Genomic DNA, 24,492 nt, shown 5'->3' with positions numbered 1-24,492 from the left:
ACCCTCTACCGTCGGACGCGTGAGACCCGACCGGCCCGTGGTGATCGGGCACCGCGGCGCCAGCGGCTACCGGCCCGAGCACACGCTGGGCTCCTACGAGCTGGCGGCCCGGATGGGCGCGGACCACCTCGAGCCCGACCTGGTCGTCACCCGGGACGGTGTCCTCGTCGCCCGGCACGAGAGCGACATCACCTTCACCACCGACGTCGCCCGCCACCGGGAGCTGTCCCACCGGCGCACGAGCAAAGTGATCGACGGCGTGGAGCGGACCGGTTGGTTCGTCGAGGACCTCACCCTGGCCGAGCTGAGGACCCTCCGGGCCGTGGAGCGGCTGCCCCACCTGCGCCCGGGCAGCGCCGCTCACGACCGGCAGGAGCAGGTCCCCACGCTCGAGGAGGTGTTGCAGCTGCGAGAGCGGCTCTGCGCGGAGCTCGACCGCGACATCGGGGTCTATCCGGAGACCAAGCACCCCAGCCACTTCGCCGGTCTCGGCCTGCCGCTGGAGGAGCCGCTGGTCGACCTGCTGACCCGGTACGGGCTCAACCGCACCGACGCCCCGGTCTTCGTGCAGTCCTTCGAGCTGGGCAGCCTCGTGCGGATGCGCACCGGGCTCGGGCTGCGGGCCAGGACCGTCTTCCTGATCACCGAGCCGCAGGGGTATGCCGTGACACCCACCTCCGCGCCGCACCCCTCCCCCGAGGGCGGGACCGAGGATTCCGGTGCGGCGGCCGAGGCCCTGGTGGAGACGCTCGCCCGGGCCGGCATCGACGGCCTGGGCCCGCACCTGACCATGGTGCTCGCACCGGGCGACGGGGGTGGCCTGGTCGACACCGGGCTGGTGGGTCGTGCGCACGCGGCCGGCCTGGTCGTGCATCCGTGGACCTTCCGGGCCGAGAACGCCTTCCTGCTGCCGCCGTTCCGCTCGGGGGACGACCCTGCGGCGCACGGCGACCTGGCCGGCCAGGTCCGGGCCTTCGTCGAGGCCGGCGTGGACGGGATCTTCGTGGACCACGTGGACGTCGCCGTGGGGGCGCTCGGTCGACCCCCGGCTCCCCGACGCGCCCGCGGGGACCGACCCGTGACCGCGTCGTCGGGCACAATCTCCGGGTGACGACGCCTCCCTGGACCGGTCGGTGGGTCGCCACCCGCCGCTCAGCAGGGGAGGCGGCGGGCGCCCTCCTCAGGCTCACGCTGCGCTCTCCACGGTGGTGGCTGTTCGTGCTCGTGGTCGAGCTGGCCTTCGCCCTGCTGCTGGGCCTCACCTTCGACGCGCGCTACGGCACGGGCACGCGGGTGCTGTGGGGCACCGTGTACGCGCTGGCCCCCACGCTGGCCGTCGCATCCCTCGGTCTGGGTCTCGCGTTCCTCATCAACCGTCGGGCGTTCGGTCGTCGCCTGCACGGGGGCAGGGTGCTCGAGTCCGCCTTCGAGGAGCACGCGCTCCGGCTCCGCGGGCCGTGGGCGGAGACGAGGCTGTCCTTCGACGGGATCGCCTCCGTCCGCAGGAGCGGCGACTGGGTGTTCCTGCAGCAGGTCGGATCGCCGGTCGCCAGCGCCTGGCCCGCGGAGCTCTTCCCTCCCGCCGACCTGGTCAGGCTGCGCCGCGCCGTCGACGGGCGTTCGCAGGCGTCCTCGGCCGTGCCTGCCGACGACCGCCGTCCGGCGGACGACGCCGAGGAGGACGAGGGGGTCGGTCGCGGAGGCTGACCCCGCCCCTCAGCGGTCGAGTGCGTCCGCCAGCCGGGCCACCGCGTCGGCCACCGGCGGGCCGAACATGGCGGGGTCGTTGTGGTCGACCTCCTCCAGCACGACCTCCTCGACCAGCGTGCCGGCCGCCCGGGCGACCTCGTGGCTCAACCGGGACGGCACCACGGAGTCGCGCGCCGCGCGGATCACGGTCACCGGCACCGGGCTGTCCCGCACGTGCTCGACCACCGGGTAGCGGTCACGCAGCAGCAGCCGCACCGGTGCCCAGGGGTAGTGGTGCGCCCCCACGGCGGCGAGCTCGGTGAACGGCGAGCGCAGCACCAGGCCCGCCGGCGGACGGCGGGAGGCCAGCGCCGCCACCACGCCGGTCCCGAGCGACTCCCCCAGGTAGATCGTGCGCTCCGCCGGATGTCCCTCGGCCTCGAGCATCCGGGCGGCGGCCACGGTGTCAGCAGCCAGGCCTTCCTCGGTGGGCGTGCCGGGGTTTCCTGCGTACCCGCGGTAGTCGAGCAGGAGCACCGTGAAGCCACGCGCGCTGAGCTCCTGGGCCAGCCCGGCGCGCGCCGCTCGGTTGCCGCCGTTGCCCGGTGCGTACAGCACGGTTAGGTCACGGTCCGTTCCCTCGTCGGCGGGGACCAGCCAGGCGGCCAGCTCCAGCCCGTCCTCGGTGTGCAGGACCACGTCCTGCCCTCGGGCGAACACCTGCGCGGCGGCCGGCACCGGGGAGGTGTCGGGGACGTAGATGAGCGAGCGCTGCAGGCTCGACAGGGCCACGAGCACCACCACCAGCAGGGTCAGGAGGATCAGGAGGCCGATGCCCGCGCGCCCGGTGCGTCGGGGCTGGCGAGCCGGCATGGACCCCATCCTGCCCGACCGGCTGGGTCCGGGCCGACCGGCCGCTCAGGGCCCCGAGGTCGAGGTTGCGACCGGGGGGAGACCTCGTGGACGGTCCGGTCCGCCCGCGATCGTCAGCCCCGGTGGACGAAGTGCACCCCGGTGAGCCCGGACCGCCAGGCGGCCACCTCGGCCGCGACGCCCTCGTCCCCGTCGAGACCACGGACGATCAGGGAGGCCAGGCGCGGCATGTCGTCCTCGACCAGGCCGATGCGCACGATCTCGGGGGTCCCCAGCCGCAGTCCGTTCATGTCCCCCTCGACCGGGTCGAGGGGCAGGCCGATGCCGCAGGCCAGCAGGTTGGCCCGGCGCAGGATGCGCGCGGCGGCCTGACCACCGCCCCACCGCGCCGCCCGCAGCGCCAGCTGGTGGGACCGGGTCGGGCCGTCGACGGTCTGGAAGACCGGCGCGCCGAGCGCAGCCAGCTCCTCCGCGAGGCGACGGGCGGTGGCGGCCATCGCCGCGGCATACCCCGATCCGTGCTCCTGCCAGTCGACCATGGTGACGGCGAGGGCGGCCGTCTTGCCGGCGTCGAAGTTGGCGGTGAGGCCGGGGAAGGCGATGGCGTCGATGCGCCGGGCGAGCTCGTCGTCGTCGGTGACCACGACCCCGCCCGGTGGTCCGCCGAGGCTCTTGTAGGTGCTGAACGTCATCAGGTGGGCGCCCTCGTGCAACGGGTTGGCCCACGTGCCACCGGCGACCATCCCGCACAGGTGCGCGGCGTCGAAGAGGACGGTGGCCCCGACCTCGTCGGCGATCTCGCGGACCTGCGCGACCGGGTGCGGCAGGAGGTTGAGACTGCCGCCGAGCGTGATGAGCCGGGGCCCGACCTCGTGGGCGAGCGTGCGGAGGGCATCGACGTCGACCGAGCAGCGGCGGGGGTCGACGGGTGCGGGGACGGTGCGCAGGCGGTACATCCCCGCCGAGCCACCCGCGTGGTGGGTGACGTGCCCACCGATCGAGGGAGGTGGCGCGACGATGGTGTCACCGGGCTCGCAGGTGGCCATGAACGCGTAGAGGTTGGCGATCGCACCCGAGGGGACGCGGACCTCGGCGTGCCGGGCGCCGAAGACCTCCGCGACCAGCTCGGTGGCGAGGACCTCGATCTGCTCGATGGCCTCCAGGCCGGTCTCGTACTTCCCGCCGGGGCTGCCGAGCGAGGGGCGCGACCCCAGGTGCGCCGCCATCATCGCCTCTGCGCGGGGGTTCATGACGTTGGCGGCCGGGTCGAGGTTGAGGCACTCGCGGGTGTGGATGCGGTCGTTCTCCGCGACGAGCCGGTCGAGCTCGGCCAGCTGGTCGTCCGCGCTCCGGGAGGCGGCGGCCGCGGCGAGCTCGGCGATCCGGGTTCCGGAGACCTCCGGCAGCCAGGAACGGGGGGCGAGGGCGGTCATCGGTCCTGTCCGCGGCCCTGCCACGTGCACAGGCAGACCTCGTTGCCCTCGGCGTCGGCCAGCACCCACCAGGCGGGCGCGAACTCGTCGGTGACCAGTCGTCCCCCGGCCTCGAGGGCCCTGGCCAGACGCTCCTCGACGACGTCGTGGGGCACGGTGAGGTCGAGGTGGAAGCGGTTGCGCTGGGTGCGGGGCTGCTCCATCTGCTGGAACCACAGCCCGGCGTGCCGGCCGGCGGGGTCGACCAGGGCGTCGTTCTCACCGCCCTCCGTCTCGGGCTCGTACCCCAGCACCGCCCGCCAGAACGGTGCGACGTCGGCCGGCACCATGACGTCGAGGCCGACCTCCAGCACGCTGAGCCCGTGCGGCTCGGGCACGAGCCCCAGCTCCTCCGCCACCGCGCTGACGGCGACGGCCAGGCGCCGGTCGCGGCGGGTGAGCCGGCCGACGTCGTGGCTGACGGTGGTGACCGTCACGTGGCGGTAGCGCAGGTCGACGTCGGGGTGGTGGTCGAGCTCGTCGGCCACGGCGGCGACCCTGGCCAGGAAGTCGGCCCCCTGGGCGAAGCTGCTGGTCCGCCACCGGGCGACCAGCCGTCCCAGGAGGACGCGCCAGTGGGTCAGCTCGGGGTCGGCCGAGAGCTCGGCGTCCGTGGGGTGCGCCGTCGTCTGCGGGGTCGTCTGCGGCGTCGGTTCCGTCATGCCGCCCACCCTGGCACAGGGGTCCCTCGGACGTCGGGCCGTCAGAGGGTCGCGTCCTCGGCAGCGTCCATCGCCGCGAAGATCCGCTTGGGCGAGATGGGCCCGGCGGTGCCCAGACGCTGGGCGAAGAGGGAGACCCGCAGCTCCTGCACCGACCACACGATGTCGAGGACGTCGGGGTCCTGCCTGCGGTGCGGGGGCAGCTTGTCCAGGAACGCCGTCAGCTCCTCCTCCACGGCATGGACGTCGTCCATCCGCTGCCGGTCCCGGGGCAGGTCCTGCACGCCCTTGTCGAGCCGTTCGGCCATCCCGCGCAGCCAGACGACCATGCGGGGAAGGCGGGCGTACCCGACCTCGGCGGCGAACCCCGCCCGCACCAGCCGGTCCAGCTGACGTCGCAGGTCGGTCGCCATGTCGGCGGCCGCCGGCGTGGTGAGCCGCTGCAGCCGCAGGGACACCTGGCGTGCGGTGTCGAGGATCGGCACGAGGGCCTCGACGATCTCCAGCACCCGCGGCACCGACTGCTGCCGCACCGCCACGAGCGCCGTCTCGAACTGCGCCGGCGTGCGCACCCCCGAGGCCCCTCCCAGGTCGGCGACCACGGAGTCCACGGCCGCGGCGAGCGCGTCCTCGAGCAGGGCGGGGACAGAGCCGTGCGGGTTGTGACCGAGCGCGAGCTTCTGCTCGTTGGACAGCAGCGCGAGCAGCCGCTTCCACGGCGGGGTGGTGTTGAGCAGGAGGAGCCGTCGGATGCCGCGGGTGGTCTCCCGGTCGGCCTCCGAACGGGTCGCCAGCACCCGCACGTCCACGGCGGCACCGGTGTCGACGAGGGCCGGGAAACCCTGCACCACACGGGGTCCCACCTGGCGGGAGAACGCCTCGGGCAGCGGGTCCAGGTCGGCCGGCCAGCTCGTCAGCCCGGCGCGCTCGACACCGGACGCGGCCGCCGCCATGGTCGTGCGGACCTGGCCGGCCAGCTGCTCCTGCAGCGCGGCGAGGTCCTTGCCCTCGCCCAGCACCTCCACCCGTCCCCTCTGCCGTCCGCGTCCCCTGCCGCCACCGGAGCCACCGTGTCCGGACCTGTTCTGCCTCTGCTGGTCCGGGCCGTCCGGGCGCACCGCGCGCTCCACCCGGAAGGTCATCCGCAGGTGGTCGGGCACCCGCTCCCACTCGATGTCGGAGGCGCGCACCCGCACCAGTCCCCGGCGGGTGAGCTCCTGCGCCAGCGCCTCGTCGACGGGCACGGTCCCGACGGTGCCCGCCTCCCGCATACCCCTCAGCGCGGCGCGCGCGTGGTCCGGGGCGGGCACGAAGTTGCGGCGCACGTCCTTGGGCAGCGCCTTCACGAGGGCGGTGACCAGCTCCTCGTACATGCCCGGGACGAGCCAGTCGAATCCGTCGTCCTGCACCTGGTTGAGCACCTCGACGGGAAGGTGCACCGTCACGCCGTCGGCGTCCGCGCCCGGCTCGAACTGGTAGGTGAGCGGGAAGGTCAGCTCCCCCTGGGTCCAGCTCGTCGGGAAGTCGTCCCCCCGGACGGCGTCGGCGTGCTCCTCGTGGACGAGGAGCTGCTCGGTGAAGGTCAGCAGGTGCGGCTGGGTGCGTCGCGCCTGCTTCCACCAGGTGTCGAAGTGCGCGCCGGAGACGACGTCGGCGGGGATGCGCTGGTCGTAGAACTCCACGAGGGTCTCGTCGTCGACGAGGATGTCGCGCCGACGCGCCCGCGCCTCCAGCTGGCCGAGCTCGGCGACGAGACGCCGGTTGGCGTGGAAGAAGTCGTGCCGGGTGTCCCAGTCGCCCTCGACCAGCGCGGTGCGGATGAAGAGGTCGCGCGCGGTCTCGGGGTCGGTGCGCCCCAGGGGGACGGCACGGTCAGCGACGAGGGGTATGCCGTACAGCGTCACCCGTTCGTCGGCCACCGCGGCGGCCGCCGAGCGCGACCAGCGGGGCTCGCTGTAGCTCCGCTTGACCAGGTGCTGGGCGGACGCCTCGACCCAGGCCGGGTCGATCGCGGCGTTGGTGCGGGCCCACAGCCGGGTCGTCTCCACGAGCTCTGCGGTCATCACCCACTCGGGGTTGCGGCGGTGCAGGACCGAACCGGGCTGCAGGACGAACCGGGCGTTGCGCGCGCCCTGGTAGTCGCGCTTCTCCTTGTCGTAGAGGCCGACGTGGGAGAGGAGGCCGGCCAGGAGCGACTGGTGGATCCGGTCGGCGTCCGCCGGGTGGTCGTTGAGCTGCAGGCCCAGGCTCTTGGTGGCCTGGCGCAGCTGGGTGTGCAGGTCCTGCCACTCGCGCACCCTCAGGTAGTGCAGGAACTCGGCCTTGCAGAGCCGCCGGAAGGCGCTGCCGGAGAGGTCCTTCTGCTGGCGCTGGAGGTATCGCCACAGGTTGAGGAGCACGAGGAAGTCGGAGTCGACACGGTCGGAGGGATCCGCCCCCCGGCCGCCCCCCGAACCACCCTTCGGTCCGCGGCCGTCGGCTCCCTGGACCCGCACGGGGCGCTTCCCCCCGGCACCACCGGCGCCACCGGCACCCCCGGCACCCCCGGCACCCCCGGCACCCCCGGGGCCGTGGCTCGAGGCAGCTGCGTCGGAGCCTCTGCTCGCCTCGTCGCGCGGCACGCCGCCGGCCTTGCGGAACCGGGCGTGCAGCTGGTCGGCGCGTTCCTGCTGGTCCACGGGGCGTTCGCGGACGTCCTGGATCGACAGGGCCGCCACGATGACCAGGGCCTCCTTGAGCGCCCCGTTCTTCTCCGCCTCGACGAGCATCCGGGCCAGCCGCGGGTCGACCGGCAGCGCGACGATGGCCCGGCCGTAGGGGGTGATCCGCTTGCGCGGAAGGTGGGCGGGCGCGTCCGGGTCGATCGCCTGCAGCTCGGTGAGCAGCCGCACGCCGTCGGCGACCTGACGCGAGTCCGGCGGTTCGATGAAGGGGAACCGCTCGATCTCCCCCAGCCCCAGGTTGGTCATCGCGAGGATGACGCTGGCCAGGTTCGTCCGCAGGATCTCGGGGTCGGTGAACTCCGGCCGCGACTCGAAGTCCACCTGGCTGTAGAGCCGGATGGCGATCCCGTCCGCGAGCCGCCCGCAGCGTCCCGCCCGCTGGTTGGCGCTGGCCTGGCTGATCGGTTCGATCGGCAACCGCTGCACCTTCAGTCGCTGGGAGTAGCGGCTGATCCGGGCGGTCCCGGTGTCGATGACGTACCTGATCCCGGGAACGGTCAGCGACGTCTCGGCGACGTTGGTGGAGACCACGATCCGACGGCCCTGGTGCCGGGCGAAGACCCGGTGCTGCTCGGCCGCCGAGAGCCGCCCGTACAGGGGCAGCACCTCGGTGCCGGGAAGCTGCATACCCTCCAGCGCGTCGGTGGCGTCGCGGATCTCGCGCTCGCCGGAGCAGAAGACGAGGATGTCCTCCCCCGCACCGTCGCGGCCGGACCCCTCGGTCCACAGCTCCTCGACCGCCTCGCAGATGCCGGTGACCTGGTCGACCTCGACCCAGGTCGCCTCACCCTGCTTGGTGGGGGGGGACCCTCGCGCAGGAGCGGGCGGTAGCGCACCTCGACCGGGTAGGTGCGCCCGGAGACCTCGATGACCGGCGCCGGCCGCCCGTCGGCGTCCGCGAAGTGCGCGGCGAAGCGGTGGACGTCGATGGTCGCGGAGGTGATGACGACCTTCAGGTCGGGACGCCGGACCAGCAGCTGGCGCAGGTAGCCCAGGATGAAGTCGATGTTGAGGGTGCGCTCGTGCGCCTCGTCGATGATGAGGGTGTCGTAGCGGCTGAGCATCCGGTCGCGCTGCAGCTCGGCGAGCAGGATGCCGTCGGTCATGACCTTGAGCAACGTGTCCTGCCGCGAGGTGTCGGTGAAGCGCACCTGGTAGCCGACGAGCGTCCCCAGCTCGGTGCCCAGCTCCTCGCTGACCCGCTCGGCGACCGAACGGGCGGCGATCCGTCGGGGCTGGGTGTGCCCGATCATCCCCTCGACGCCGCGGCCGAGCTCGAGGCAGATCTTGGGCAGCTGGGTGGTCTTGCCGGACCCGGTCTCGCCGGCCACGATGACGACCTGGTGGTCGCGGATCAGGGCGCGGATCTCGTCGCGACGTTCGCTGACCGGCAGTTCCGGCGGATAGTGCAGCGCCTCGGGTGCGGGCAGCGCGGCCCGGCGGGCGGCCACCGCCTCCTGCCGTCGGGTATGCCGTTCCGCACCGCGGCGGTCCGGCTGAGTCCTGCGTCCGTCGCGCTCGGGGCGCGGGGTGCGTCCGTCGCGCTCGGGGCGGGGGCTGCGTCCGTCCTGCTCGGGGCGAGGGGCGCGTCCGTCGCGCTCGGGGCGAGGGGTGCGTCCGTCGCGCTCGGGGCGCGGATCGTGTCCGGCGCGCTCGGGACGACGGGAGCGCGCCCTCCCCCGACCTCTCGACCGACGTCCGCCCGGCGCGTCCGTGCCCCCGTCCGTCCCGTCGCGACCAGGCCGGGGCGACGATGGGGTGGGTTCGGGCACGCCCTCCACTCTACGAGCGGCAGCAACCGGGTTCCGCCTCGTCACCCTACGACCCGGGTGACCCACACCGGGTGACCGCCGTCGACGGCCCTGACCGGACGGAGGACCACTCTCGGGCCGACGCACCCGTCGCGAGAGATTTTCACGCCGGAAACATGACGGAGACGGGAGCGCAACACGCGCCGCCTAGCGTCGACCATGACCCGCTCTCCCGCCCGGCCCAGGAGGCACCATGACAGCAGCGACCTTCCGCACCGGCCACGAGGTCCTGGTGCACGCCTCGCCGCAGCAGGTCTGGCGCACCCTCACCGAGGACGTCTCCGCGTGGTGGTCGACGATCAGCCGCCGCGGTGCGGTGTCGGCCCTGCTGGAGCCGTTCGTCGGCGGCCGGGTGCTCGAGGAGGAGACCCTTCGGCCCTGGGGCACCGTCACGGGATGGTGCGGCTCGGGCTACCTCGAGGTCAGAGGACGGATGGGCCTCCCCTCCGGCGTCACGGGGATGCTCGAGGTGGAGCTCGAGGAGACGGCTGCGGGGACCACGCTGCACGTGCTCCACCAGGTGGTCGGACCGTGGGAGAGCGCCCGCTGGGTGCGGAGCACCGACGCGTGGCGTTCGATGGCCGAGCAGGTGGGCCTCCGGGCGGAGCAGTCACGCCGCCCCCTGGGCCCGGTCGCGCCCGGTCCGTCCGCCCTCGTCCTGACCGCGGCCAGGAGCCGCGGGTAGGTCGACCGCGACCGGCAGGTGGTAGATGCCGGTGCCGGTCACCACACAGGTCCCCAGGAGCGGGAGGTCGGCCTGACGGCACATCTGGAGGATGTGCTCGTGGAGCGCGCGGTCGGAGTCGTCGACCCCGCCCCACGGTTTGACGATGCCGACCACGAGGCCGCCGACGCCGGGGAGGGTCACGGCGGTCAGCACGGTGCTGCTGACGGTCTCGCGCATGGCCGCCGCGTGGGGGATGCTGCCGACGAACACCGGCTGACTGAGCCGGCCGTCGCCGCGGCACAGCAAGAAGCTCAGGCCTCCGGGCATCCGGTCACGGTCGGTGACCACGAGGTCGAGGACGTCGACCGCCAGGTCGGGGTCGGCGAGGGATCGGGTGGGCCAGTCCTGGGGCAGGTCGTGGAAGCTCATGCGGTCGAGCCTGCCCGGAAACGCCGGACCGCCCTCCGGGTTTTCCACAGCGCCCCGGGGTGCCGGTCAGAGCAGCTGCGAGACCGTGTGGATCAGCAGTCCGACGAGGGCGCCCACCACGGTGCCGTTCAACCGGATGAACTGCAGGTCCCGTCCCACGTGCAGCTCGATCTTGTCCGAGGCCTCGGCCGCGTCCCAGCGGCGGATCGTGCCGGAGATGACCGACGTGATCTCAGGGCCGTACCTGGCCACCAGCGAGACGACCGTGTCGGCCGTCCACTCCTCCAGCCGGCCCCTGAGCGCCTCGTCCTGCTGCAACCGCTCGCCGAAGGCCCTCAGCTCGGTCTCCATCCGGGTCCGCAGGTGGCCGGAGGGGTCGTCGAGCGCCTCGAGGATCGAGCTGCGCAGGGTCTCCCCGAGCCGGACCGCGGTGTCGCTGACCTGCGGGTGGTCCAGCAGCCGCTCCTTGAGCCGCTCGAAGCGGTCGGCCGTGCGCGGATCCTCCTGCAGGTCGTGACCGAGCTCGGCCAGGTAGGAGTCGATCGCTGCGCGGACGTTGTGCTGGGGATCGTCCTTGATGTCCCGCGCCCAGCGCAGTACCTCCTGGTAGACGCGTCGTGTGACCTGGTCGTTCACCCAGGTCGGTGACCAGAGCGGTGCCCTGGAGCGCACGATCATCTCGACCTCGTCCTGGTGCAGCGCCAGCCAGGCGTGCAGCTCGCGGGCCGCCAGGTCGACCAGACCGTGATGGGCGCCCTCCTCGACGACCCGCTCGAGGAGGTGCCCGGCGAGCGGGGACAGGTCCTCGCGCCGCACGCGCGGGATCAGGACGTCGTCGACCAGGGAGCGCAGCTCGTGCTCGTCGACCCGTTCGACGAGCCGCCGCAGGAAGGGTGAGGCCTCACCGACGACCCGCTCGGCGTTCTCCGGCCGCGCGACCCACTCGCCCAGCCGCAGCATGACGCGGGCGTCCAGGATCTTCTCGCGCAGCACCTCGGGCGTGAGGAAGTTGTCGCTGACGAACTGCTCGAGACTGTCACCGAGCTCGTCCTTGCGCCGGCGGACCAGCGCGGTGTGCGGGATCGGCAGCCCCAGGGGGTGGCGGAACAGGGCGACGACCGCGAACCAGTCGGCGATCGCCCCCACCATCCCCGCCTCGGAGGCGGCGTTGACGTAACCCCAGAACCCGTCCCGCCCGTGCGTCAGCACCCAGATCACCGCCATGAGCACGAGCAGCCCGGTGGCAACCCCGCGCATGCGGCGCAACCCTGCACGGCGCTGCTCGTCGGTCACGGTCGTGCGGGTGACGGGGCTCGACGGAGTGCGTGGAGGCTCGGCCCGCTCGGTGGTCAGCGTCACTGCTCGTGTCCCCTTCGTGTCCGGTCGCTCGTGCGGTCCGGGGTGTGCGGTGGTGCCGGTGGATCAACCTGTGCGCAGGACCACCGTATTCCGTCGGGACGACAGACCCCGCGTCCCGCACCAGCGCCACCCGCCCACGGCATACGCGTGCGGCTCGTCCAACGGCACGCCCGTGGGCGGGCGACCACGGCATACGCGTGCGCGGCTCGTCCAACGGGATGCCCGTGCGCGCCCCGCCCCACGGCATACCCGCTCCTGTCCGGGGTGGTTGGATCGGAACATGTACTTCATCGTGGTCAAGTTCCCCGTCAAGCCCGAGCACGCGGACCGGTGGCCGGAGATCGTCCGGGAGTACACCGAGGCGACCCGCGCGGAGCCGGGCAACAAGTGGTTCGAGTGGTCCCGCAGCCTTGAGGATCCCCACGAGTTCGTGCTGGTGGAGGCGTTCGAGGACGACGGCGCCGGTCCGCACGTCCAGTCCGAGCACTTCGCCAAGGTGGGGCGCGAGTGGCCGCAGTACCTCACCGCCACGCCACGCCGAAGATCGTCTCCCGCCAGGTCGAGGGCGACGGGTGGGACGAGATGGGTGAGATCCGGGTCGAGTGACCCGTCGCGCGCCTCGTGGCTGGACAGGGCACGCTGGCCGCTGAATAGGGCACGCTGGCCCGTGAGCCTCGCCCACAACCCTGGCCCGAGCGGGTATCGACGATCGGAGGAGATCCCATGTGGCTGACCGGCTGGTCCGACCTGTACGCCGTTCTCGTCGTGGGCCTTGCCTGCTACCTGACGGTCGTAGTCCTCCTGCGCGCGACCGGCAAGAGGACCCTGACCAAGCTCAACGCGTTCGACTTCGTCGTCACCGTCTCGATCGGGTCGCTGCTGGCCACCGGGGTCCTGGATCCCTCGACCAGCTGGGCGTCCGTGGCCACGGGGATCCTGCTGCTGGTCGGCGCCCAGTGGGTGATGGCGAAGGTCACCTCGACCTGGCCGCGCAGCCGGTGGTTCGTCACGGCGGAACCGACCCTCGTGCTGCGGGACGGGAAGCTCCTGCAGGATGCCCTGCGACGCAGCCGGGTGGCGCCCTCGGAGGTGCTCCAGGCGGTGCGGACCAGCGGGTCGGGGTCGCTGGCATCGGTCGCGGCCGTGACGCTCGAGCCGGACGGATCGCTGAGCGTGATCACGACAGAGAGCCTGGGCGACGGGTCCGCCCTGGCCGACGTCCCGGGCCTGGCGGACGAGGCAGCGGACGTGCCGGGACTGCCGCAGCCGGACGACGGAAAGGCCTGACACCTTTTCTCCCGAGGCGTGGCGGGGAACGATTCGAAGAACTGATCCAGGTCGGCTCGAGGGCAGCGCCGGAAGGGGTGCGGGGTCGTGCCCGTGAGGTCGTCGGTGATGCGCGCCGGCAGCTCCGGGGAGGAGAGCCGAGGGTCCGTGCACGTGCGGTGCGAGTATGCGGAGCTGCGGAGCTGCCGAGATGTCGGCCCCCACATCCTCGGGGGCGCGACCCCGAGGATGCACAGGGTGGGTCTGGAGACGCGGGTATGTCGTACACGTGTCCTAACATGGGGTGCATCGAGAGGGCCTGGAGCGCAGCGACGGTCCGCACCTGGGGAGGGAGGTCGCGATGAGGGCACCGGTGCAGCCGGCTGGGCAGGAGAGGCCGGGCGACTCCCCGCTGGAAAAGGTCATGCTGGGCCTGCTCTGCTTCGTGCCCTCGGTGGCGCTGACCCGGGCCCGGGTCATGGTGGAGATGGATGGCCCCCGGACCGGTGGTGGCAGCACCATCCCCGCCCAGGCGGGACCGGACGCTGCCCGTGACGTGGACCCCCGGCCGGAGCTGCACGAACCGACCGGGGCCACCCCCTCGGCGGTCCCCGGACCGGGCACGCAAGAGACCCAGGACCACGCCGGGCCGCACGCCCAGGACGGCACCTCGGCGGGCATCCTGGAGGACCGCGGGCCGGAGGCCTCGGAGAGTGCCTTCCACTCCGTGCCGGTGAGTTCGGGTCCTGGTGAGCCGGTGGAGGTGCGGTTGCGGGCGGTGTTGTCCGAGATGGGTCTGGATGCGGGGTCGGTGGCGTTGCTGTCCTCGGCGGCCACGACCCTGGCCGCGGTCCGCACCGGCCGGTCGCTGGCGCAGATCGCCCCGTCGACCACGACCCGCGCCAGCCGCCCTACCGACGGGGCGGGCGCGACGGGCAGTCAGGAGCGGCGCCGCGCCGACGCCGACGGCCACGCTGACGGTGTTGTCCGTGGGCACGCAGCCGGTCCGGGCGAGGGCGGTGAGTGCGGGGTGGGTGTCCCGGACGCCGGTGCGGCCCGGCGGGCCGGGCAGGCGGTGCTGGACCGGATCGAGGATCTCCTGGACCTGGGCGCGCGCCTGGAAGGGGCGCTGGTGGTCGCGACCGGGCAGCTGGCCACGGCCAACGCCGCCCTGCTGCTGGCGGGAAAGGGCGCCACCGACCCGGCCGAGCTGTCCCCCACCGCCCGGGACCGGTGGGCCGCCCGGTCCCGCTCGGCCACCGCGCACGAACTGTCCGCAGCGTCCGGGTGGGGCATCGGCGAGGCCCGCGACCTGGTCGCCCTGGCCACCGCCCCACCCGCCATCACCGGCCCCGTCCTGGACGCGCTGGGGTCCGGGACCGTGCCGTGGCGGCTGGTGCGCCGCTGCTGGCGCACCGCCCACGGCGCCGGCCTGGACGTGGCCGACACCGCCCACCTGGCCCACGTCATGCTCGGCACCGACCCCGACCGGGTCGCCACCGAGCGCCTCACCCCCACCGGGACCGTGTCCACCCTGCCCTGGGGACACCGGGCCTACCACCACGCCCTGGACCGGGAGACCGCCAAGCTCACCCGCGGCGACGACACCTCCGCCCGGGCCGCCCGGGCAGGCGCCCGCGCCGCCCGCGACACCACCGCCCGCATCCAGGACGACGGCACCGCCACCGTGACCATCACCGCCACCCCCACCCAGGCCACCGCCCTCATCGACCGGCTGCACGCCGCCGCCCGCACCGCCCGCCGCGACGGCGAACACCCGCACCCTGGCCCAGCTGCGCGCCGACACCGCCACCGCCCTGCTGCTGCACGGCACCCTGAACCTGCCCCAGGCGCCCACCGACCCCGACCAGGTCAGCGTGGAGCACATCACCGCCCTGGCCGCGATCCTGGAAGGCCTGCCCGCCGCCACCCTCAACGTCATCCTCCCCTGGCACCTCCTCCCCGGCACCACCACCAGCAGCGACAGCAGCACCGGCAGCGACAGCGGCAGCGGGCACGAGCACCCCCACCGGTGCACCACCAGCCCCTGCCCCGCCGCACCACCACCCCGACCCACGACCCCACCACCGGCGACGGCCACGCCGCCCGGGACCGCCCCACCCGGGGCGCACCCACCCGGCGATGGGCAGGAGATGCTGCTCGCGGTGGCCGAGGCGACCGGCACCACCCCCGCGTTCCTGCACGCCACCGACATCGCCGACCTGGCCCTGACCCCGGGCACCACCCTGCACCGGCTCGTGGTCGACCCCCTGGACGGGCGGTGCGTGGAACGCTCCACCACCGCCTACCAGCCCGATGCGCACATGCGCGCCCAGGCCATCGCCGCCGACGGGACCTGCCGCGCCCCCGGCTGCACCCGAGCGGCGATCTACGCCCAGCTGGACCACGTCCACGAGCACGCCACCGGCGGAGCGACCACCCTGTGCAACCTGGAATGCCTGTGCACCACCCACCACGACCTCAAGACCGCCCGCCACTGGCACGCCACCATCGACGCCCACCGCAACCTCACCTGGCAGACCCTGCTAGGACGCATCTACGCCACCCGGGTCCGCGACCACCGCGCCTACACCACCCTCCTGAACACCGCCATCGCCACCGTCCACCACGCCACCGCCCAGGCCACCACCACCGGCGCGGCCGGCGCGAACGGCGGGCAGGACCCCCGCACCGCCCGGGCCGAGGCCATCGACCAGGCCATCTACACCGCCCTGTGCCACCGCGCACCCACCGACCCCCTCCCCACCGCCGAGGAAGACCTCACCCCCTACGACAACCCCTACCACCGACCCCACCACGACGGCGGCCGCGCCGGCCACGCTCGCGGCGACACCGACCAGGTCTTCACCGCCGACGCCGCCACCACCCTCACCCACACCGACCCCGACGGTCGACGCCGCTGGGGACCCCCGGCCCCGACCACCGACGCCGACCTCACCTCCGGACCTGCCTGGCCCACCCCGACCCACCAGTCCCTGGACCCCACCACCTGGACGACCACCACCCCCACCACGCCGCAGACCGATGCTTCGGCAGACCATGAGGGAGCCCCGTCCACCGACGACCCGACGGCGACGAACGGCCCCGACGGACCCGCCAACCCCTGGGGTAAGCGCACCTACGGACCCCCACCCTTCTGATGGCGGACAGGCGGCCGCCGGCGGGCAGGAACCGCACGATCTCAACCGGCCCGTCCTGTCAGTCCTCCCCCGCCAGCAGACCAGGTCACAACGGCAGACGGACGCTGCGCAGGTGGGCGCTCGAGCGTCAGGACCGGTGGGGAGCTCCCCCTCTTCTCCTCCCCGGGGGCTTGTGCACACCTGACCTGAGGAGGACCGTGTCAGGAACCACCCGGCGCCGATGCTCCGGCGCGCGCCGAGACCAGGAGAGATCATGACGACGCTCAACCCGTACATCTCGTTCACCGGCAACGCACGGGAGGCGATGGAGTTCTACCGCACCGTCTTCGGCGGGCATCTCACCATCGACACGTTCGGCGCGTCCGGCATGGGCGAGGACCCCGCCACCGCCGACCAGGTCATGCACGCGATGCTCGTCACCGACGAGGGCCTCACCCTCATGGCGTCCGACACCCCACCGGGCATGGAGGTCACCGTCGGAGACAACGTGCAGATCTCGCTGAGCGGACCGGCGGAGGACGAGATCGAGCTCCGCGGATACTGGGAGCGGCTCAGCACGAGCGGGACGGCGGACCTGCCCCTGACCCAGGCGCCGTGGGGAGACCACTTCGGCATGTGCACGGACGCGTACGGCATCCGCTGGATGGTCAACATCGGCGGCGACGAGGCCGCCTGACCCGTTCAGCAGCGGACGCCCCACCGACCGGCCCCGTCTGATCTCGCCGGACCCGGTCGACAACGGACCCCACCGACCGCCCCCGGCCAACCCCGTCCGATTCCGGGTCGACAACGAACCACCCGGGCGGCTGTCCTCAACCCACCCCCTGCCTCACCCCACCCCCTACCTCAACCCGTCCACTCCCCCTCGTCCCAAGCCCTGGCCATGACCGAGAGGTACGGCTGCACGTCCCAGCCGTGATCGACCACCCACCGGTCGTCCCCGTAGGTCCGTCCGTACCGCGCCCCGCCGTCGCACAGCAGCGTGACGATCGACCCGGCCCGACCCTCCGCCCGCATCTCGCACGCCAGCCGCATCACCGCATACAGCGCGGTGCCGGTGGAGGGACCGCACCAGAGTCCCGTCCGCTCCTGGAGGAACCGCATCGCCGCCACCGACGCCGCGTCCGGCACCCCCATCATCCGGTCGACCACGGCGGGGACGAAGCTGGGCTCCACCCGCGGCCGGCCGATCCCCTCGATCCGTGACCCGCACTGTGGCGGGACCTCCTCCCCCGCGAAGGTGGGCAGGAACGCCGAGCCCTCCGGGTCGACCACGCACAGCCGCGAGCGGTGTCCGCGGAGGCGCACGTACCGGCCGATCGTCGCCGACGTCCCCCCGGTCCCGGCCCCGACGACGATCCACTCCGGCACCGGGTACGGCTCCAGCGCCATCTGCTCGAAGATCGACTCGGCGATGTTGTTGTTCCCGCGCCAGTCCGTCGCCCGCTCGGCGTAGGTGAACTGGTCCATGTAGTAGCCGTCGTACCGGCTCGCGAGCTCCCGGGCGACGTCGTAGACCTCCCCCGCGTCGTCGACGAGGTGGCAGCTGCCACCCTCCCGCTCGATGAGCGCGATCTTCTCGGGACTCGTGTCGCGGTGCATGACGGCGACGAACGGCAGTCCGAGCATCTGCGCGAAGTGGGCCTCGCTGACCGCCGTCGAGCCCGAGCTGGCCTCGATCACCGTGGTCCCCTCGTGGATCGCCCCGTTGCACAGCGCGTAGAGGAACAGGGACCTGGCGAGACGGTGCTTCAGGCTCCCCGTCGGGTGGGTCGACTCGTCCTTGAGGTAGACGCTCACGTCCCACCCCGCCGGCATCGTCAGCGCGATCAGGTGGGTGTCGGCGCTGCGGTTGGCATCCGCCTTCAGGCGGCGCACCGCCTCGTCGATCCAGGCCCGGTCGTGCGGGCGGCGGGGACTGCGGTCGACGACGGCGGCCGGAGGGGCCTTCGGCACGGGAGGGATATGCGGCGGGGTGGGGGTATGCGGTGCGTGCGCAGCTGTCGTGGGGCGGGCCTTGGTGCTCACACGGACGACGCTAGCGGAGCAGGCAGCCGGACCGGACGGCGCGGCCGCGGACCGACAGGACCTCACGGCGGCCACGACAGCACGGCCGAGGACGACAGGGCCTCACGGCACCACGACGGCACGGCCGCGGATCCGACAGGACCTCACGGCAGCCACGACAGCGCCGCCGCCGACCGGGCAGGGACGGGTCGGCGGCGGCGGGCTGGGGATGGTCCTCAGACGAAGACGACCTGGGCTCCCTCGGCGATGTCGATGAAGTCGCCGGCGCTGATGACACCCTCGACGCCGGGGTGCAGGTCGGCCTCGAGCAGCTTCATCATGTCGTAGGTCAACCGGCAGGCGTACATGTGCGCGCCGGAGGCCTGCAGCAGGTCGAGGAACTCGGGGATCGTCGGGATCTCCTGCTCCTCCATCTGCTTGTTCATCATCTTCGTGGCGAAGCCGGTCATCCCGGGCAGGTTGCCCAGCGCCTGCGGCATCGAGACGTGCTCCATGCCCGGCTTGAGCCGGCCCAGGTCGGGCATGTGCATCGCGGTGTTGCCCGAGAGGGTGAACTTGAGCTTGTCGTTCGTCTTGGTGTTGACGATGTCCAGGCCCCAGAAGGTGAAGAAGATGTGCACCTCCACGCCCTCGCCCAGGGCCGCGTTGCCCATGATGAGCGCCGGGTAGGCCATGTCCAGATTGCCCTTGGAGCAGATGAAGGCCATCTTGCGCGGCCCAGAGTATGACGTGCCGCCGGCGCTCTCGGTGGCGGTCGCCTCTCCCGTGGTCCCGTTGGTGGACACCGGCGCGGCCCGGCCCTTGTCGCCGAAGTCCGGCATGATGAAGCCCGCGGGGGGCGTGGTGCGGGTGGTGGTCGTGGTGCTCATGGGTGGCTCTCCTCCTCGTCGATCCGGTCGCTCAGACGCAGCCGACGGGCTTGGGCAGACCGGACAGCCAGGCCATCTTCTTGGCCGGCTTGCCGGGGTACAGGGCGAACAGGGTCTTGATGTCGAACCCGCCGACGGTCTGCATGCGCCGCAGCGTCGGGGTGACCCCGGTGACGGCCGAGTCCTCGCGCATGAAGCGCAGGGTGGCCAGGTGGTCCTCGGACAGCTCGATCCCGATGAGCGCGGCCAGGTCGGCGGCGAGCTCCTCGTTCCAGTCGTCGCGGCGGGTCAGGAACCCCTCCGCGTCGACCTCGAAGGTCCGGTCGTTGAGCGTGTTGGTGGGCATCGGGGCTCTCACTCCTTCGGCTGGCGCTTGCCGGCCATCGACATGTGGCTGGTGACGGGCAGCTTGTGACCGGGGAGCAGCATCTTCCAGTAGATCTGCTCGAAGGCGAGCTTGCCCAGGTGGTTGACCCGCGAGGGCTTCAGGAGCGTCATCGGCCCGGCGATGGGGACGGGGAAGCTGCCCTTCAGCGGCTGCGTGTCGTAGTTGAAGTCCAGCAGCATGGCCTGGCCGCGACCGGACTCGATGAAGCAGTTGGCGTGACCGTCGAAGGAGTTCGGCAGCTCCCGGCCCTCGGTGGCGGCGACGAAGTTGTCGATAAACTCCTCGGTGGCGAAGTGCGCGACCGACCCGGCCTTGGAGGTGGGGATGTCGCTGGCGTCGCCGAGCACGAAGATCCGCTCGTCGACCACCGAGCGCAGCGTGTGCTTGTCGACCGGGACGAAACCGGCGTCGTTACCCAGCCCGGAGTCCATGATGAACTGCTGGCCGACGTTGGGCGGGATGGTGACCAGGAGGTCGAACGGCAGCTCGCGCCCGTCGTAGGCCACCAGCTTCTGCCCCTCGTTGTCGATCCGCTCCACCGCGAAGTCGGGCGCGAGCCGGATGCTGCGGTCCTTGAGCAGCCCGCCCAGCTCCTCGGAGGCCACCGGCTTGGTGAAGGCCCCGTCCAGCGGGGTGACGTAGGTGATGTCCACCTTGTGCCGGATGCCCTGCTTGCGGAAGTGGTCCTCGACCAGGAAGGCGAACTCCAGCGGGGCCACCGGGCACTTGATCGGCATCTCGGTGATGTGCACGAGGATGCGGCCGCCGGTGAACTCGGCGAGCGACTTCTTCAGCGCCACCGACCCCTCGTAGGTGTAGAACTCGTGGACCTTGTCCCGCCACAGCGAGCCGTCGGCCATCCCCTCGACGAGGGTCGGGTCGGGACGGGTGCCGGAGGCGATGACCAGCCAGTCGTAGGACAGCCGGCGGCCGTCGACCAGCTCGACCTGGCGGTCCTCGCGGTGCACGCGAGCGATGCCGGCCTCGACGAACTCGATGCCGTCGTGGATGAGGTCGCGGCGGTCCTTGACCACCCGCTCGGGCTTCATCCAGAAGGGGATGAAGAGGTATCCGGGCTGGTAGCGGTGCTCGGTGTCCTGGTCCACCACCGTGATCGACCAGGCGTCCTTGTCGAGGGTCGAACGAAGGTGGTTGGCGGCCATGGTCCCGGCCGTTCCAGCCCCCAGGATCAGGAGTGTGTTCATGCCCTCAACGATACCCCTGCGGGTATCGGTTTACCCCATTCGGAGGACGTGACTTACGACACTAGGTAGTGGTGTTGTGCGGTGGGTCGAGGCCCACGGAGCGGTGGGCTCGGGACCCACGGAGCGGTGGGGTCGGGGGCCCACGGAGCGGTGGGGTCGTGGACCCATGGGGCGCTGGGGTCGTGGACCCACGGAGCGCTGGGGTCGTGGACCCACGGAGCGCTGGGGTCGGGGACCCGCGGAGCGGTGGGGTCGGGGACGCACGAGGAGGTGGCTGGGCGATCCAGGAAGAGCCGTGGCAGGACGGGCGGCAGGCCCCTCACGGACCCCGTCGCCTACCATCACCACCGTGCCCTACTCCCGCTGGCCCCGCTCCGTCTACGGCTCCGGCGACGAGCCGGACCCCCGGTTCAGCCTGGCCAACGAGCGCACCTTCCTCGCCTGGATCCGCACCTCCCTGGCCCTGCTCGCCGTGGCCGCCGCGGTCGACGCCCTCCCCCTGCGGATCGACGACCGGGCCCAGGCCGCGCTCGCGGCGGTGCTCGCGCTCACCGGGCTCGCGGCGGCCTACCACGCGTGGCGCGGGTGGGTGCACACCGAGCAGGCCATGCGCACCGGTGCCCCGCTCCCGGGCAACGCCGCCGGCATCGTCGTCGTCGTCGGGGTGGGGGTCGCCGGCGTCGTCCTGCTCGTCGCGAGCCTGCTGCGGGCCTGATGGGCGAGGACGCTGCCGGCGGCCTCACCCGCGACCCCGGGCTGCAGCAGGAGCGCACCGCGCTGGCCTGGAGGCGGACCGGTCTGGCGCTGGTCGTGGGAGCCCTGACCGTGGGGCGGCTGACCATGACCACCCTGGGACCGACGGTGCTCCTGCCGGCGTTCGTCGCGGCGGCGCTGGCCGCCTGGGTCGTCAGCGTGACCCTGCGCAGCGGGCGCTACTCCTGGACGCATCCGGACGAGCCCCAGTTCAACCGGATCCTCAGCGACGGGAAGGTGCCCGCCGTCGTCACCGTGGTCACCGCCTCCCTCGCGCTGGGCGAGCTGATCAGCGCGTCCGTGCAGCTTCTGCGCTGAGAGGCATGACAGCCCGGCGCCCAGCTCCGTGCAGCTTCTGCGCTGAGAGGTCGGCAGCCCGGCGCCCAGCTCCGTGCCGCTCGATGCAGCTTGTCCGCTGACAGGCCGGACACCCCGGGTCTAGCCTGACCGGATGACCACGTCCCCCGAGGCAGGGCCGGACGAGTCCCCGACGACGCCCGACGGTGCGCCCACGCCCGCGAGCTCCCCGCCGACGTTCCGCAGGACCCGGATGGACGGTGCCCTCTTCGACCAGGTCCACCTGGCCGGCGCCCGGTTCCATCTGGTCGACCTCAGCGGCTCGCGGTTCTCCAACGTCTACCTGCAGCACAGCGTCATCTCCGGCGCGGTTCTGCACGACGTCCAGATCTCCGGCGACCTGCGCCGGCTGTCCGTCAACGGGGTGGACGTCGTCCCCTTCGTGGAGGCCGAGCTCGACCGCCGTCATCCCGACCGCCGGCTCATGCGGGCCACCGACGCCGACGGGCTGCGGACCGCCTGGGCCCGCCTCGACGAGCTGTGGGCGGGCACCGTCGAGCGTGCCCGCGCGCTCGAGGCCCGTCGCTCCGGCCTCGTCCACGAGCGCGTCGCCGGCGAGTGGTCGTTCGTGGAGACCCTGCGCCACCTCGTCTTCGCTACCGACGCCTGGGTGCTGCGGGCCCTCCTCGGCGACCCGGCTCCCTACCACCCGCTGATCGTCCCGCACGACGAGGAGAGCGAGAACCCGGGCCTGCCCTGGGATCCCCACGCCCGACCGAGCCTCGACGAGGCCCTCGAGGCCTGGCACGACCGGCGCCGGCGCGTGGCCGACGTCCTGCGCGACCTGACCGACACCGACCTCGCCGGCCGGACCGAACCGGTCGACGCCCCCGGCTACCCTCCGCCCGACCGCTATCCCGTCCGCGGTCTGCTGCAGGGCGTGGTGGGCGAGGAGTGGGAGCACCGGCTGTTCGCCGAGCGCGACCTCGACGTCCTGGAGCGCGGGCTCGACGACGCCCCCGCCGGGCCACCCCACGGCATACCCGCGGTCGATGCCCCCTGACGCCCGACGGGTGCCGGTCCCCGCAACCCCTCCCGACCTGACCGTGACCGGCGAGGTGGTCGAGTGGCGCGGCCCGGCGCCCTTCCACTTCCTCGTCCTGCCGCCCGCCGACGCGGACTGGCTGCACGCGGTGGTCCGCGAGATCACCTACGGCTGGGGCATGGTGCCGGTGACCGGCCGGATCGGCGGCACCTCGTTCACGACCTCCCTGTGGCCGCGCCACGGGTCGTTCGTCGTCCCCCTCAAGGACGCGGTCCGGGCGGCCGAGGACGTCGGGCTCGGGGACGTGGTCACCGCGGAGGTGTGGCTGCGTTGGGACTCATGACCCCAGCGCGGTGAACCCCTGACCGACGGTCAGCTGTCCCCGCAGCACGCTCTGCCCGCCGTGCGCGGGGTCCCCGTCCACGGCCTCGACCGAGACGTCGACCAGGGGGTACTCCTCGATCGACACGCCTTCGGGCAGCACCAGCTCGGCCCGGCCGCCCTCGAGCACGCCGAGGGTAACCATGCCGCTCACGTCGGGCCGGAGCAACCACACCTCCAGGTATGCCGCAGACGCGCCGGTCGCGGGGTCGTCCGACCCGCTGCCGGCCTCGGGGACCGGGACCAGCCCGTCGAGGTCGACCCGCAGCACGCGGCGTCCGTCCACCTCGACGACCTCGGCACGGGCGCTCGTCGGCGGACCGTCGGCCTCGCTCACCTCGACCACCGGGCCGAGGCCGGCCGCGGCGAGGACCTGGCCGGAGCTCTCACCGGTACCGGCGTCGAGCACCCAGTGCCCGGCCGACGCCAGCACGGCTCCGGCGGCAGCCGCCGCGAGGAGCGGACCGGCCCCGGTCGGACCCCCGAGGCCGAACAACCGCGCTCCCGGACCCTTCGACGGGACGTCCTGCCCCGCAGGGCCGGCGCCCCGGCGGTGACGCGACCGCGTCCCCGCACGAACGCGGCCGCCCGGCCGACGGCGCGTCGGGGCCTCCGCCCCGGGAGCGGGGTTGGGAGCGTCGACCTCCAGGGCGGCGACCACCCCGTCCCACACCTCGGGGGGCGGGTCGGAGGAGAGGTCGCCCGCGCGGCGGAGCAGCTCGGCCGGGCGGTTGGCCGGGCGACGCAGGTCGTGGACGGTCACCGCGCACCTCCGAGCCGGTCGCGCAGGCGCTTCATCGTCCGCGTCGTGTGTGTCTTGACGGTGCCGAGCGGCAGGTCGAGCAGCTCGGCGATCTCGCGCTGGGTGTGGTCGTGGACGTAGGCGAGCAGCACGATGGAGCGCTGCGGCTCACCGATGCGCTCCAGCTCCTCGTAGACGGTGATGAGGTCGGTCGAGTCGCCGGCGCTCCAGGCGCCCTCGTCCGAGAGCGGCATGTCCTCCGGCAGCGACGGGACCTCGGCGGTGAAGGACGTCGTCCTGAGGACGTCGGCGATGCGCCGGCGGGTGATGCCGACCAGCCAGGCCCCCAGCGGTCCTCGGGCGGGGTCGAAACCGTCCCGGCCGCGCCAGGCCGAGAGGAACACCTGCTGGGTGACGTCCTCGGCGTCCGTGTGCCCGACGGCGCGCGCGGCCAGGCCGTGCACCAGTCCGCCCCACCGTGCGTACGCCAGCTCGAGCGCGTCCTCGGCCCCGGTCGTCCAGGCCTGGACGATCAGCGCCTCGTCGTGGGCCCGGTCGTGCTCGGGGCCGTGGCCGGGACCGTGGAGCCGGTCGTGGGCGGGCCCGGGGGCGGCGACGTCAGCCATGGCCCCCCAGGTCGGTCGGGCGGCCAGCGCGGTCTGTGTGCTCATC

22 protein-coding genes and 2 pseudogenes are annotated in these 24,492 nt (G+C 73.0%); 11 read left to right on the top strand and 13 right to left on the bottom strand.

Features of this window, described 5'->3' with window-relative positions; translation table 11 throughout:
- The first annotated feature begins 19 nt into the window (after positions 1–19).
- Together ACQ95T_RS06380 and ACQ95T_RS06375 are read left to right on the top strand one after the other, a co-directional pair.
- A complete protein-coding gene (locus tag ACQ95T_RS06380; protein ID WP_425940340.1) occupies positions 20–1,111 on the top strand; it encodes a glycerophosphodiester phosphodiesterase family protein in 1,092 nt (363 codons plus the stop codon).
- Entirely contained in the window at positions 1,108–1,707 is a 600-nt protein-coding gene (locus ACQ95T_RS06375; protein WP_425940338.1) for a hypothetical protein, read from the top strand. The genes ACQ95T_RS06380 and ACQ95T_RS06375 overlap by 4 nt, the downstream gene beginning before the upstream one ends.
- Positions 1,708–1,716: 9 nt before the next feature.
- On the opposite strand, the gene ACQ95T_RS06370 is transcribed toward ACQ95T_RS06375, so the two are convergent.
- The 5 genes and pseudogenes from ACQ95T_RS06370 to ACQ95T_RS06350 form a co-directional block, all read right to left on the bottom strand.
- The gene (locus ACQ95T_RS06370; RefSeq protein WP_425940336.1) at positions 1,717–2,562 is read right to left on the bottom strand and encodes an alpha/beta hydrolase; all 846 of its coding nucleotides are present in this window, start codon (positions 2,560–2,562) and stop codon (positions 1,717–1,719) included.
- 113 nt (positions 2,563–2,675) lie between these two features.
- Positions 2,676–3,995, bottom strand: a complete 1,320-nt coding sequence (gene glyA / locus ACQ95T_RS06365) for a serine hydroxymethyltransferase (protein ID WP_425940334.1) — start codon at positions 3,993–3,995, stop codon at positions 2,676–2,678.
- Positions 3,992–4,696: a VOC family protein gene (locus tag ACQ95T_RS06360; protein WP_425940333.1), complete on the bottom strand. Its 705-nt coding sequence runs from the start codon at positions 4,694–4,696 to the stop codon at positions 3,992–3,994. Before ACQ95T_RS06360 ends, glyA begins: the two co-directional genes overlap by 4 nt.
- A gap of 41 nt (positions 4,697–4,737) precedes the next feature.
- Positions 4,738–8,076, bottom strand: a complete 3,339-nt coding sequence (locus tag ACQ95T_RS06355) for a DUF3418 domain-containing protein (protein WP_431473797.1) — start codon at positions 8,074–8,076, stop codon at positions 4,738–4,740.
- A gap of 326 nt (positions 8,077–8,402) precedes the next feature.
- A pseudogene (locus ACQ95T_RS06350) lies at positions 8,403–8,750 on the bottom strand (hypothetical protein); the annotation flags it as partial.
- 673 nt (positions 8,751–9,423) lie between these two features.
- Between ACQ95T_RS06350 and ACQ95T_RS06345 the strand changes: the two are divergent.
- Complete coding sequence (locus ACQ95T_RS06345) at positions 9,424–9,915, top strand: SRPBCC family protein (RefSeq protein ID WP_425940330.1); 492 nt, start codon at positions 9,424–9,426, stop codon at positions 9,913–9,915.
- Here ACQ95T_RS06345 and ACQ95T_RS06340 read toward each other — a convergent pair.
- Positions 9,841–10,326 carry a hypothetical protein gene (locus ACQ95T_RS06340; protein WP_425940328.1) on the bottom strand — a complete coding sequence of 162 codons (486 nt, stop codon included), beginning with the start codon at positions 10,324–10,326 and terminating at the stop codon, positions 9,841–9,843. The genes ACQ95T_RS06345 and ACQ95T_RS06340 overlap by 75 nt on opposite strands.
- Positions 10,327–10,392: 66 nt before the next feature.
- Positions 10,393–11,685, bottom strand: coding sequence for a DUF445 domain-containing protein (locus tag ACQ95T_RS06335; protein WP_425940327.1), 1,293 nt, complete (start codon positions 11,683–11,685; stop codon positions 10,393–10,395).
- A 280-nt stretch (positions 11,686–11,965) separates the two neighbouring features.
- On the opposite strand from ACQ95T_RS06335, the pseudogene ACQ95T_RS06330 reads away from it, so the two are divergent.
- From ACQ95T_RS06330 to ACQ95T_RS06315, 4 genes and pseudogenes are all read left to right on the top strand, one after another.
- A pseudogene (locus tag ACQ95T_RS06330) lies at positions 11,966–12,291 on the top strand (putative quinol monooxygenase).
- A gap of 117 nt (positions 12,292–12,408) precedes the next feature.
- The gene (locus ACQ95T_RS06325; RefSeq protein ID WP_425940323.1) at positions 12,409–12,972 is read left to right on the top strand and encodes a DUF421 domain-containing protein; all 564 of its coding nucleotides are present in this window, start codon (positions 12,409–12,411) and stop codon (positions 12,970–12,972) included.
- 1,856 nt (positions 12,973–14,828) lie between these two features.
- Positions 14,829–16,112 carry an HNH endonuclease signature motif containing protein gene (locus ACQ95T_RS06320; RefSeq protein WP_431473659.1) on the top strand — a complete coding sequence of 428 codons (1,284 nt, stop codon included), beginning with the start codon at positions 14,829–14,831 and terminating at the stop codon, positions 16,110–16,112.
- A gap of 253 nt (positions 16,113–16,365) precedes the next feature.
- Entirely contained in the window at positions 16,366–16,788 is a 423-nt protein-coding gene (locus ACQ95T_RS06315; protein ID WP_425940319.1) for a VOC family protein, read from the top strand.
- 170 nt (positions 16,789–16,958) lie between these two features.
- Here the strand turns inward: ACQ95T_RS06315 and ACQ95T_RS06310 are convergent, their stop codons facing one another.
- The 4 genes from ACQ95T_RS06310 to sqr all read right to left on the bottom strand — a co-directional run bounded on the left by ACQ95T_RS06310 (position 16,959) and on the right by sqr (position 20,602).
- The gene (locus tag ACQ95T_RS06310) at positions 16,959–18,068 is read right to left on the bottom strand and encodes a PLP-dependent cysteine synthase family protein (RefSeq protein WP_425941014.1); all 1,110 of its coding nucleotides are present in this window, start codon (positions 18,066–18,068) and stop codon (positions 16,959–16,961) included.
- A 287-nt stretch (positions 18,069–18,355) separates the two neighbouring features.
- Positions 18,356–19,009, bottom strand: coding sequence for a DsrE/DsrF/DrsH-like family protein (locus ACQ95T_RS06305; RefSeq protein WP_425940317.1), 654 nt, complete (start codon positions 19,007–19,009; stop codon positions 18,356–18,358).
- A 31-nt stretch (positions 19,010–19,040) separates the two neighbouring features.
- Positions 19,041–19,355 (bottom strand): TusE/DsrC/DsvC family sulfur relay protein, encoded by a 315-nt coding sequence (locus ACQ95T_RS06300; RefSeq protein ID WP_425940316.1) that lies wholly within the window; start codon positions 19,353–19,355, stop codon positions 19,041–19,043.
- An 8-nt stretch (positions 19,356–19,363) separates the two neighbouring features.
- Entirely contained in the window at positions 19,364–20,602 is a 1,239-nt protein-coding gene (gene sqr / locus ACQ95T_RS06295; protein WP_425940315.1) for a type III sulfide quinone reductase, selenoprotein subtype, read from the bottom strand.
- A gap of 349 nt (positions 20,603–20,951) precedes the next feature.
- Between sqr and ACQ95T_RS06290 the strand changes: the two genes are divergently transcribed.
- From ACQ95T_RS06290 to ACQ95T_RS06275, 4 genes are all read left to right on the top strand, one after another.
- Complete coding sequence (locus ACQ95T_RS06290) at positions 20,952–21,317, top strand: YidH family protein (RefSeq protein WP_425940313.1); 366 nt, start codon at positions 20,952–20,954, stop codon at positions 21,315–21,317.
- Entirely contained in the window at positions 21,317–21,673 is a 357-nt protein-coding gene (locus tag ACQ95T_RS06285) for a DUF202 domain-containing protein (RefSeq protein ID WP_425940311.1), read from the top strand. Before ACQ95T_RS06290 ends, ACQ95T_RS06285 begins: the two co-directional genes overlap by 1 nt.
- Positions 21,674–21,806: 133 nt before the next feature.
- A complete protein-coding gene (locus ACQ95T_RS06280; protein ID WP_425940309.1) occupies positions 21,807–22,715 on the top strand; it encodes a DinB family protein in 909 nt (302 codons plus the stop codon).
- On the top strand, positions 22,705–23,040 hold the full coding sequence (locus ACQ95T_RS06275; RefSeq protein ID WP_431473658.1) for a DUF1905 domain-containing protein: 336 nt from the start codon (positions 22,705–22,707) through the stop codon (positions 23,038–23,040). Before ACQ95T_RS06280 ends, ACQ95T_RS06275 begins: the two co-directional genes overlap by 11 nt.
- Here ACQ95T_RS06275 and ACQ95T_RS06270 read toward each other — a convergent pair.
- Together ACQ95T_RS06270 and ACQ95T_RS06265 are read right to left on the bottom strand one after the other, a co-directional pair.
- A complete protein-coding gene (locus ACQ95T_RS06270; protein ID WP_425940305.1) occupies positions 23,035–23,841 on the bottom strand; it encodes an anti-sigma factor in 807 nt (268 codons plus the stop codon). The two genes, ACQ95T_RS06275 and ACQ95T_RS06270, sit on opposite strands and share 6 nt — an antisense overlap.
- Entirely contained in the window at positions 23,838–24,491 is a 654-nt protein-coding gene (locus tag ACQ95T_RS06265; RefSeq protein ID WP_425940304.1) for an RNA polymerase sigma factor, read from the bottom strand. The genes ACQ95T_RS06270 and ACQ95T_RS06265 overlap by 4 nt, the downstream gene beginning before the upstream one ends.
- Between the last annotated feature and the right edge of the window lies 1 nt (position 24,492).

This window comes from Ornithinimicrobium carbonis, assembly GCF_050703245.1.
In the GTDB taxonomy this organism is placed as follows: Bacteria; Actinomycetota; Actinomycetes; order Actinomycetales; family Dermatophilaceae; genus Ornithinicoccus.
This window is presented reverse-complemented; position numbering and strand designations above follow the sequence as displayed.

Excerpts from the sequence above, each read along its gene's own strand:
- ACQ95T_RS06340 (WP_425940328.1), bottom strand. The coding sequence starts at position 10,326 with ATGAGCTTCCACGACCTGCCCCAGGACTGGCCCACCCGATCCCTCGCC.
- ACQ95T_RS06370 (WP_425940336.1), bottom strand. The coding sequence starts at position 2,562 with ATGCCGGCTCGCCAGCCCCGACGCACCGGGCGCGCGGGCATCGGCCTC.
- ACQ95T_RS06345 (WP_425940330.1), top strand. The coding sequence starts at position 9,424 with ATGACAGCAGCGACCTTCCGCACCGGCCACGAGGTCCTGGTGCACGCC.
- ACQ95T_RS06275 (WP_431473658.1), top strand. The coding sequence starts at position 22,705 with ATGCCCCCTGACGCCCGACGGGTGCCGGTCCCCGCAACCCCTCCCGAC.
- ACQ95T_RS06300 (WP_425940316.1), bottom strand. The coding sequence starts at position 19,355 with ATGCCCACCAACACGCTCAACGACCGGACCTTCGAGGTCGACGCGGAG.
- ACQ95T_RS06360 (WP_425940333.1), bottom strand. The coding sequence starts at position 4,696 with ATGACGGAACCGACGCCGCAGACGACCCCGCAGACGACGGCGCACCCC.
- glyA (WP_425940334.1), bottom strand. The coding sequence starts at position 3,995 with ATGACCGCCCTCGCCCCCCGTTCCTGGCTGCCGGAGGTCTCCGGAACC.
- sqr (WP_425940315.1), bottom strand. The coding sequence starts at position 20,602 with ATGAACACACTCCTGATCCTGGGGGCTGGAACGGCCGGGACCATGGCC.
- ACQ95T_RS06280 (WP_425940309.1), top strand. The coding sequence starts at position 21,807 with ATGACCACGTCCCCCGAGGCAGGGCCGGACGAGTCCCCGACGACGCCC.
- ACQ95T_RS06315 (WP_425940319.1), top strand. The coding sequence starts at position 16,366 with ATGACGACGCTCAACCCGTACATCTCGTTCACCGGCAACGCACGGGAG.
- ACQ95T_RS06305 (WP_425940317.1), bottom strand. The coding sequence starts at position 19,009 with ATGAGCACCACGACCACCACCCGCACCACGCCCCCCGCGGGCTTCATC.
- ACQ95T_RS06285 (WP_425940311.1), top strand. The coding sequence starts at position 21,317 with ATGGGCGAGGACGCTGCCGGCGGCCTCACCCGCGACCCCGGGCTGCAG.
- ACQ95T_RS06325 (WP_425940323.1), top strand. The coding sequence starts at position 12,409 with ATGTGGCTGACCGGCTGGTCCGACCTGTACGCCGTTCTCGTCGTGGGC.
- ACQ95T_RS06265 (WP_425940304.1), bottom strand. The coding sequence starts at position 24,491 with ATGAGCACACAGACCGCGCTGGCCGCCCGACCGACCTGGGGGGCCATG.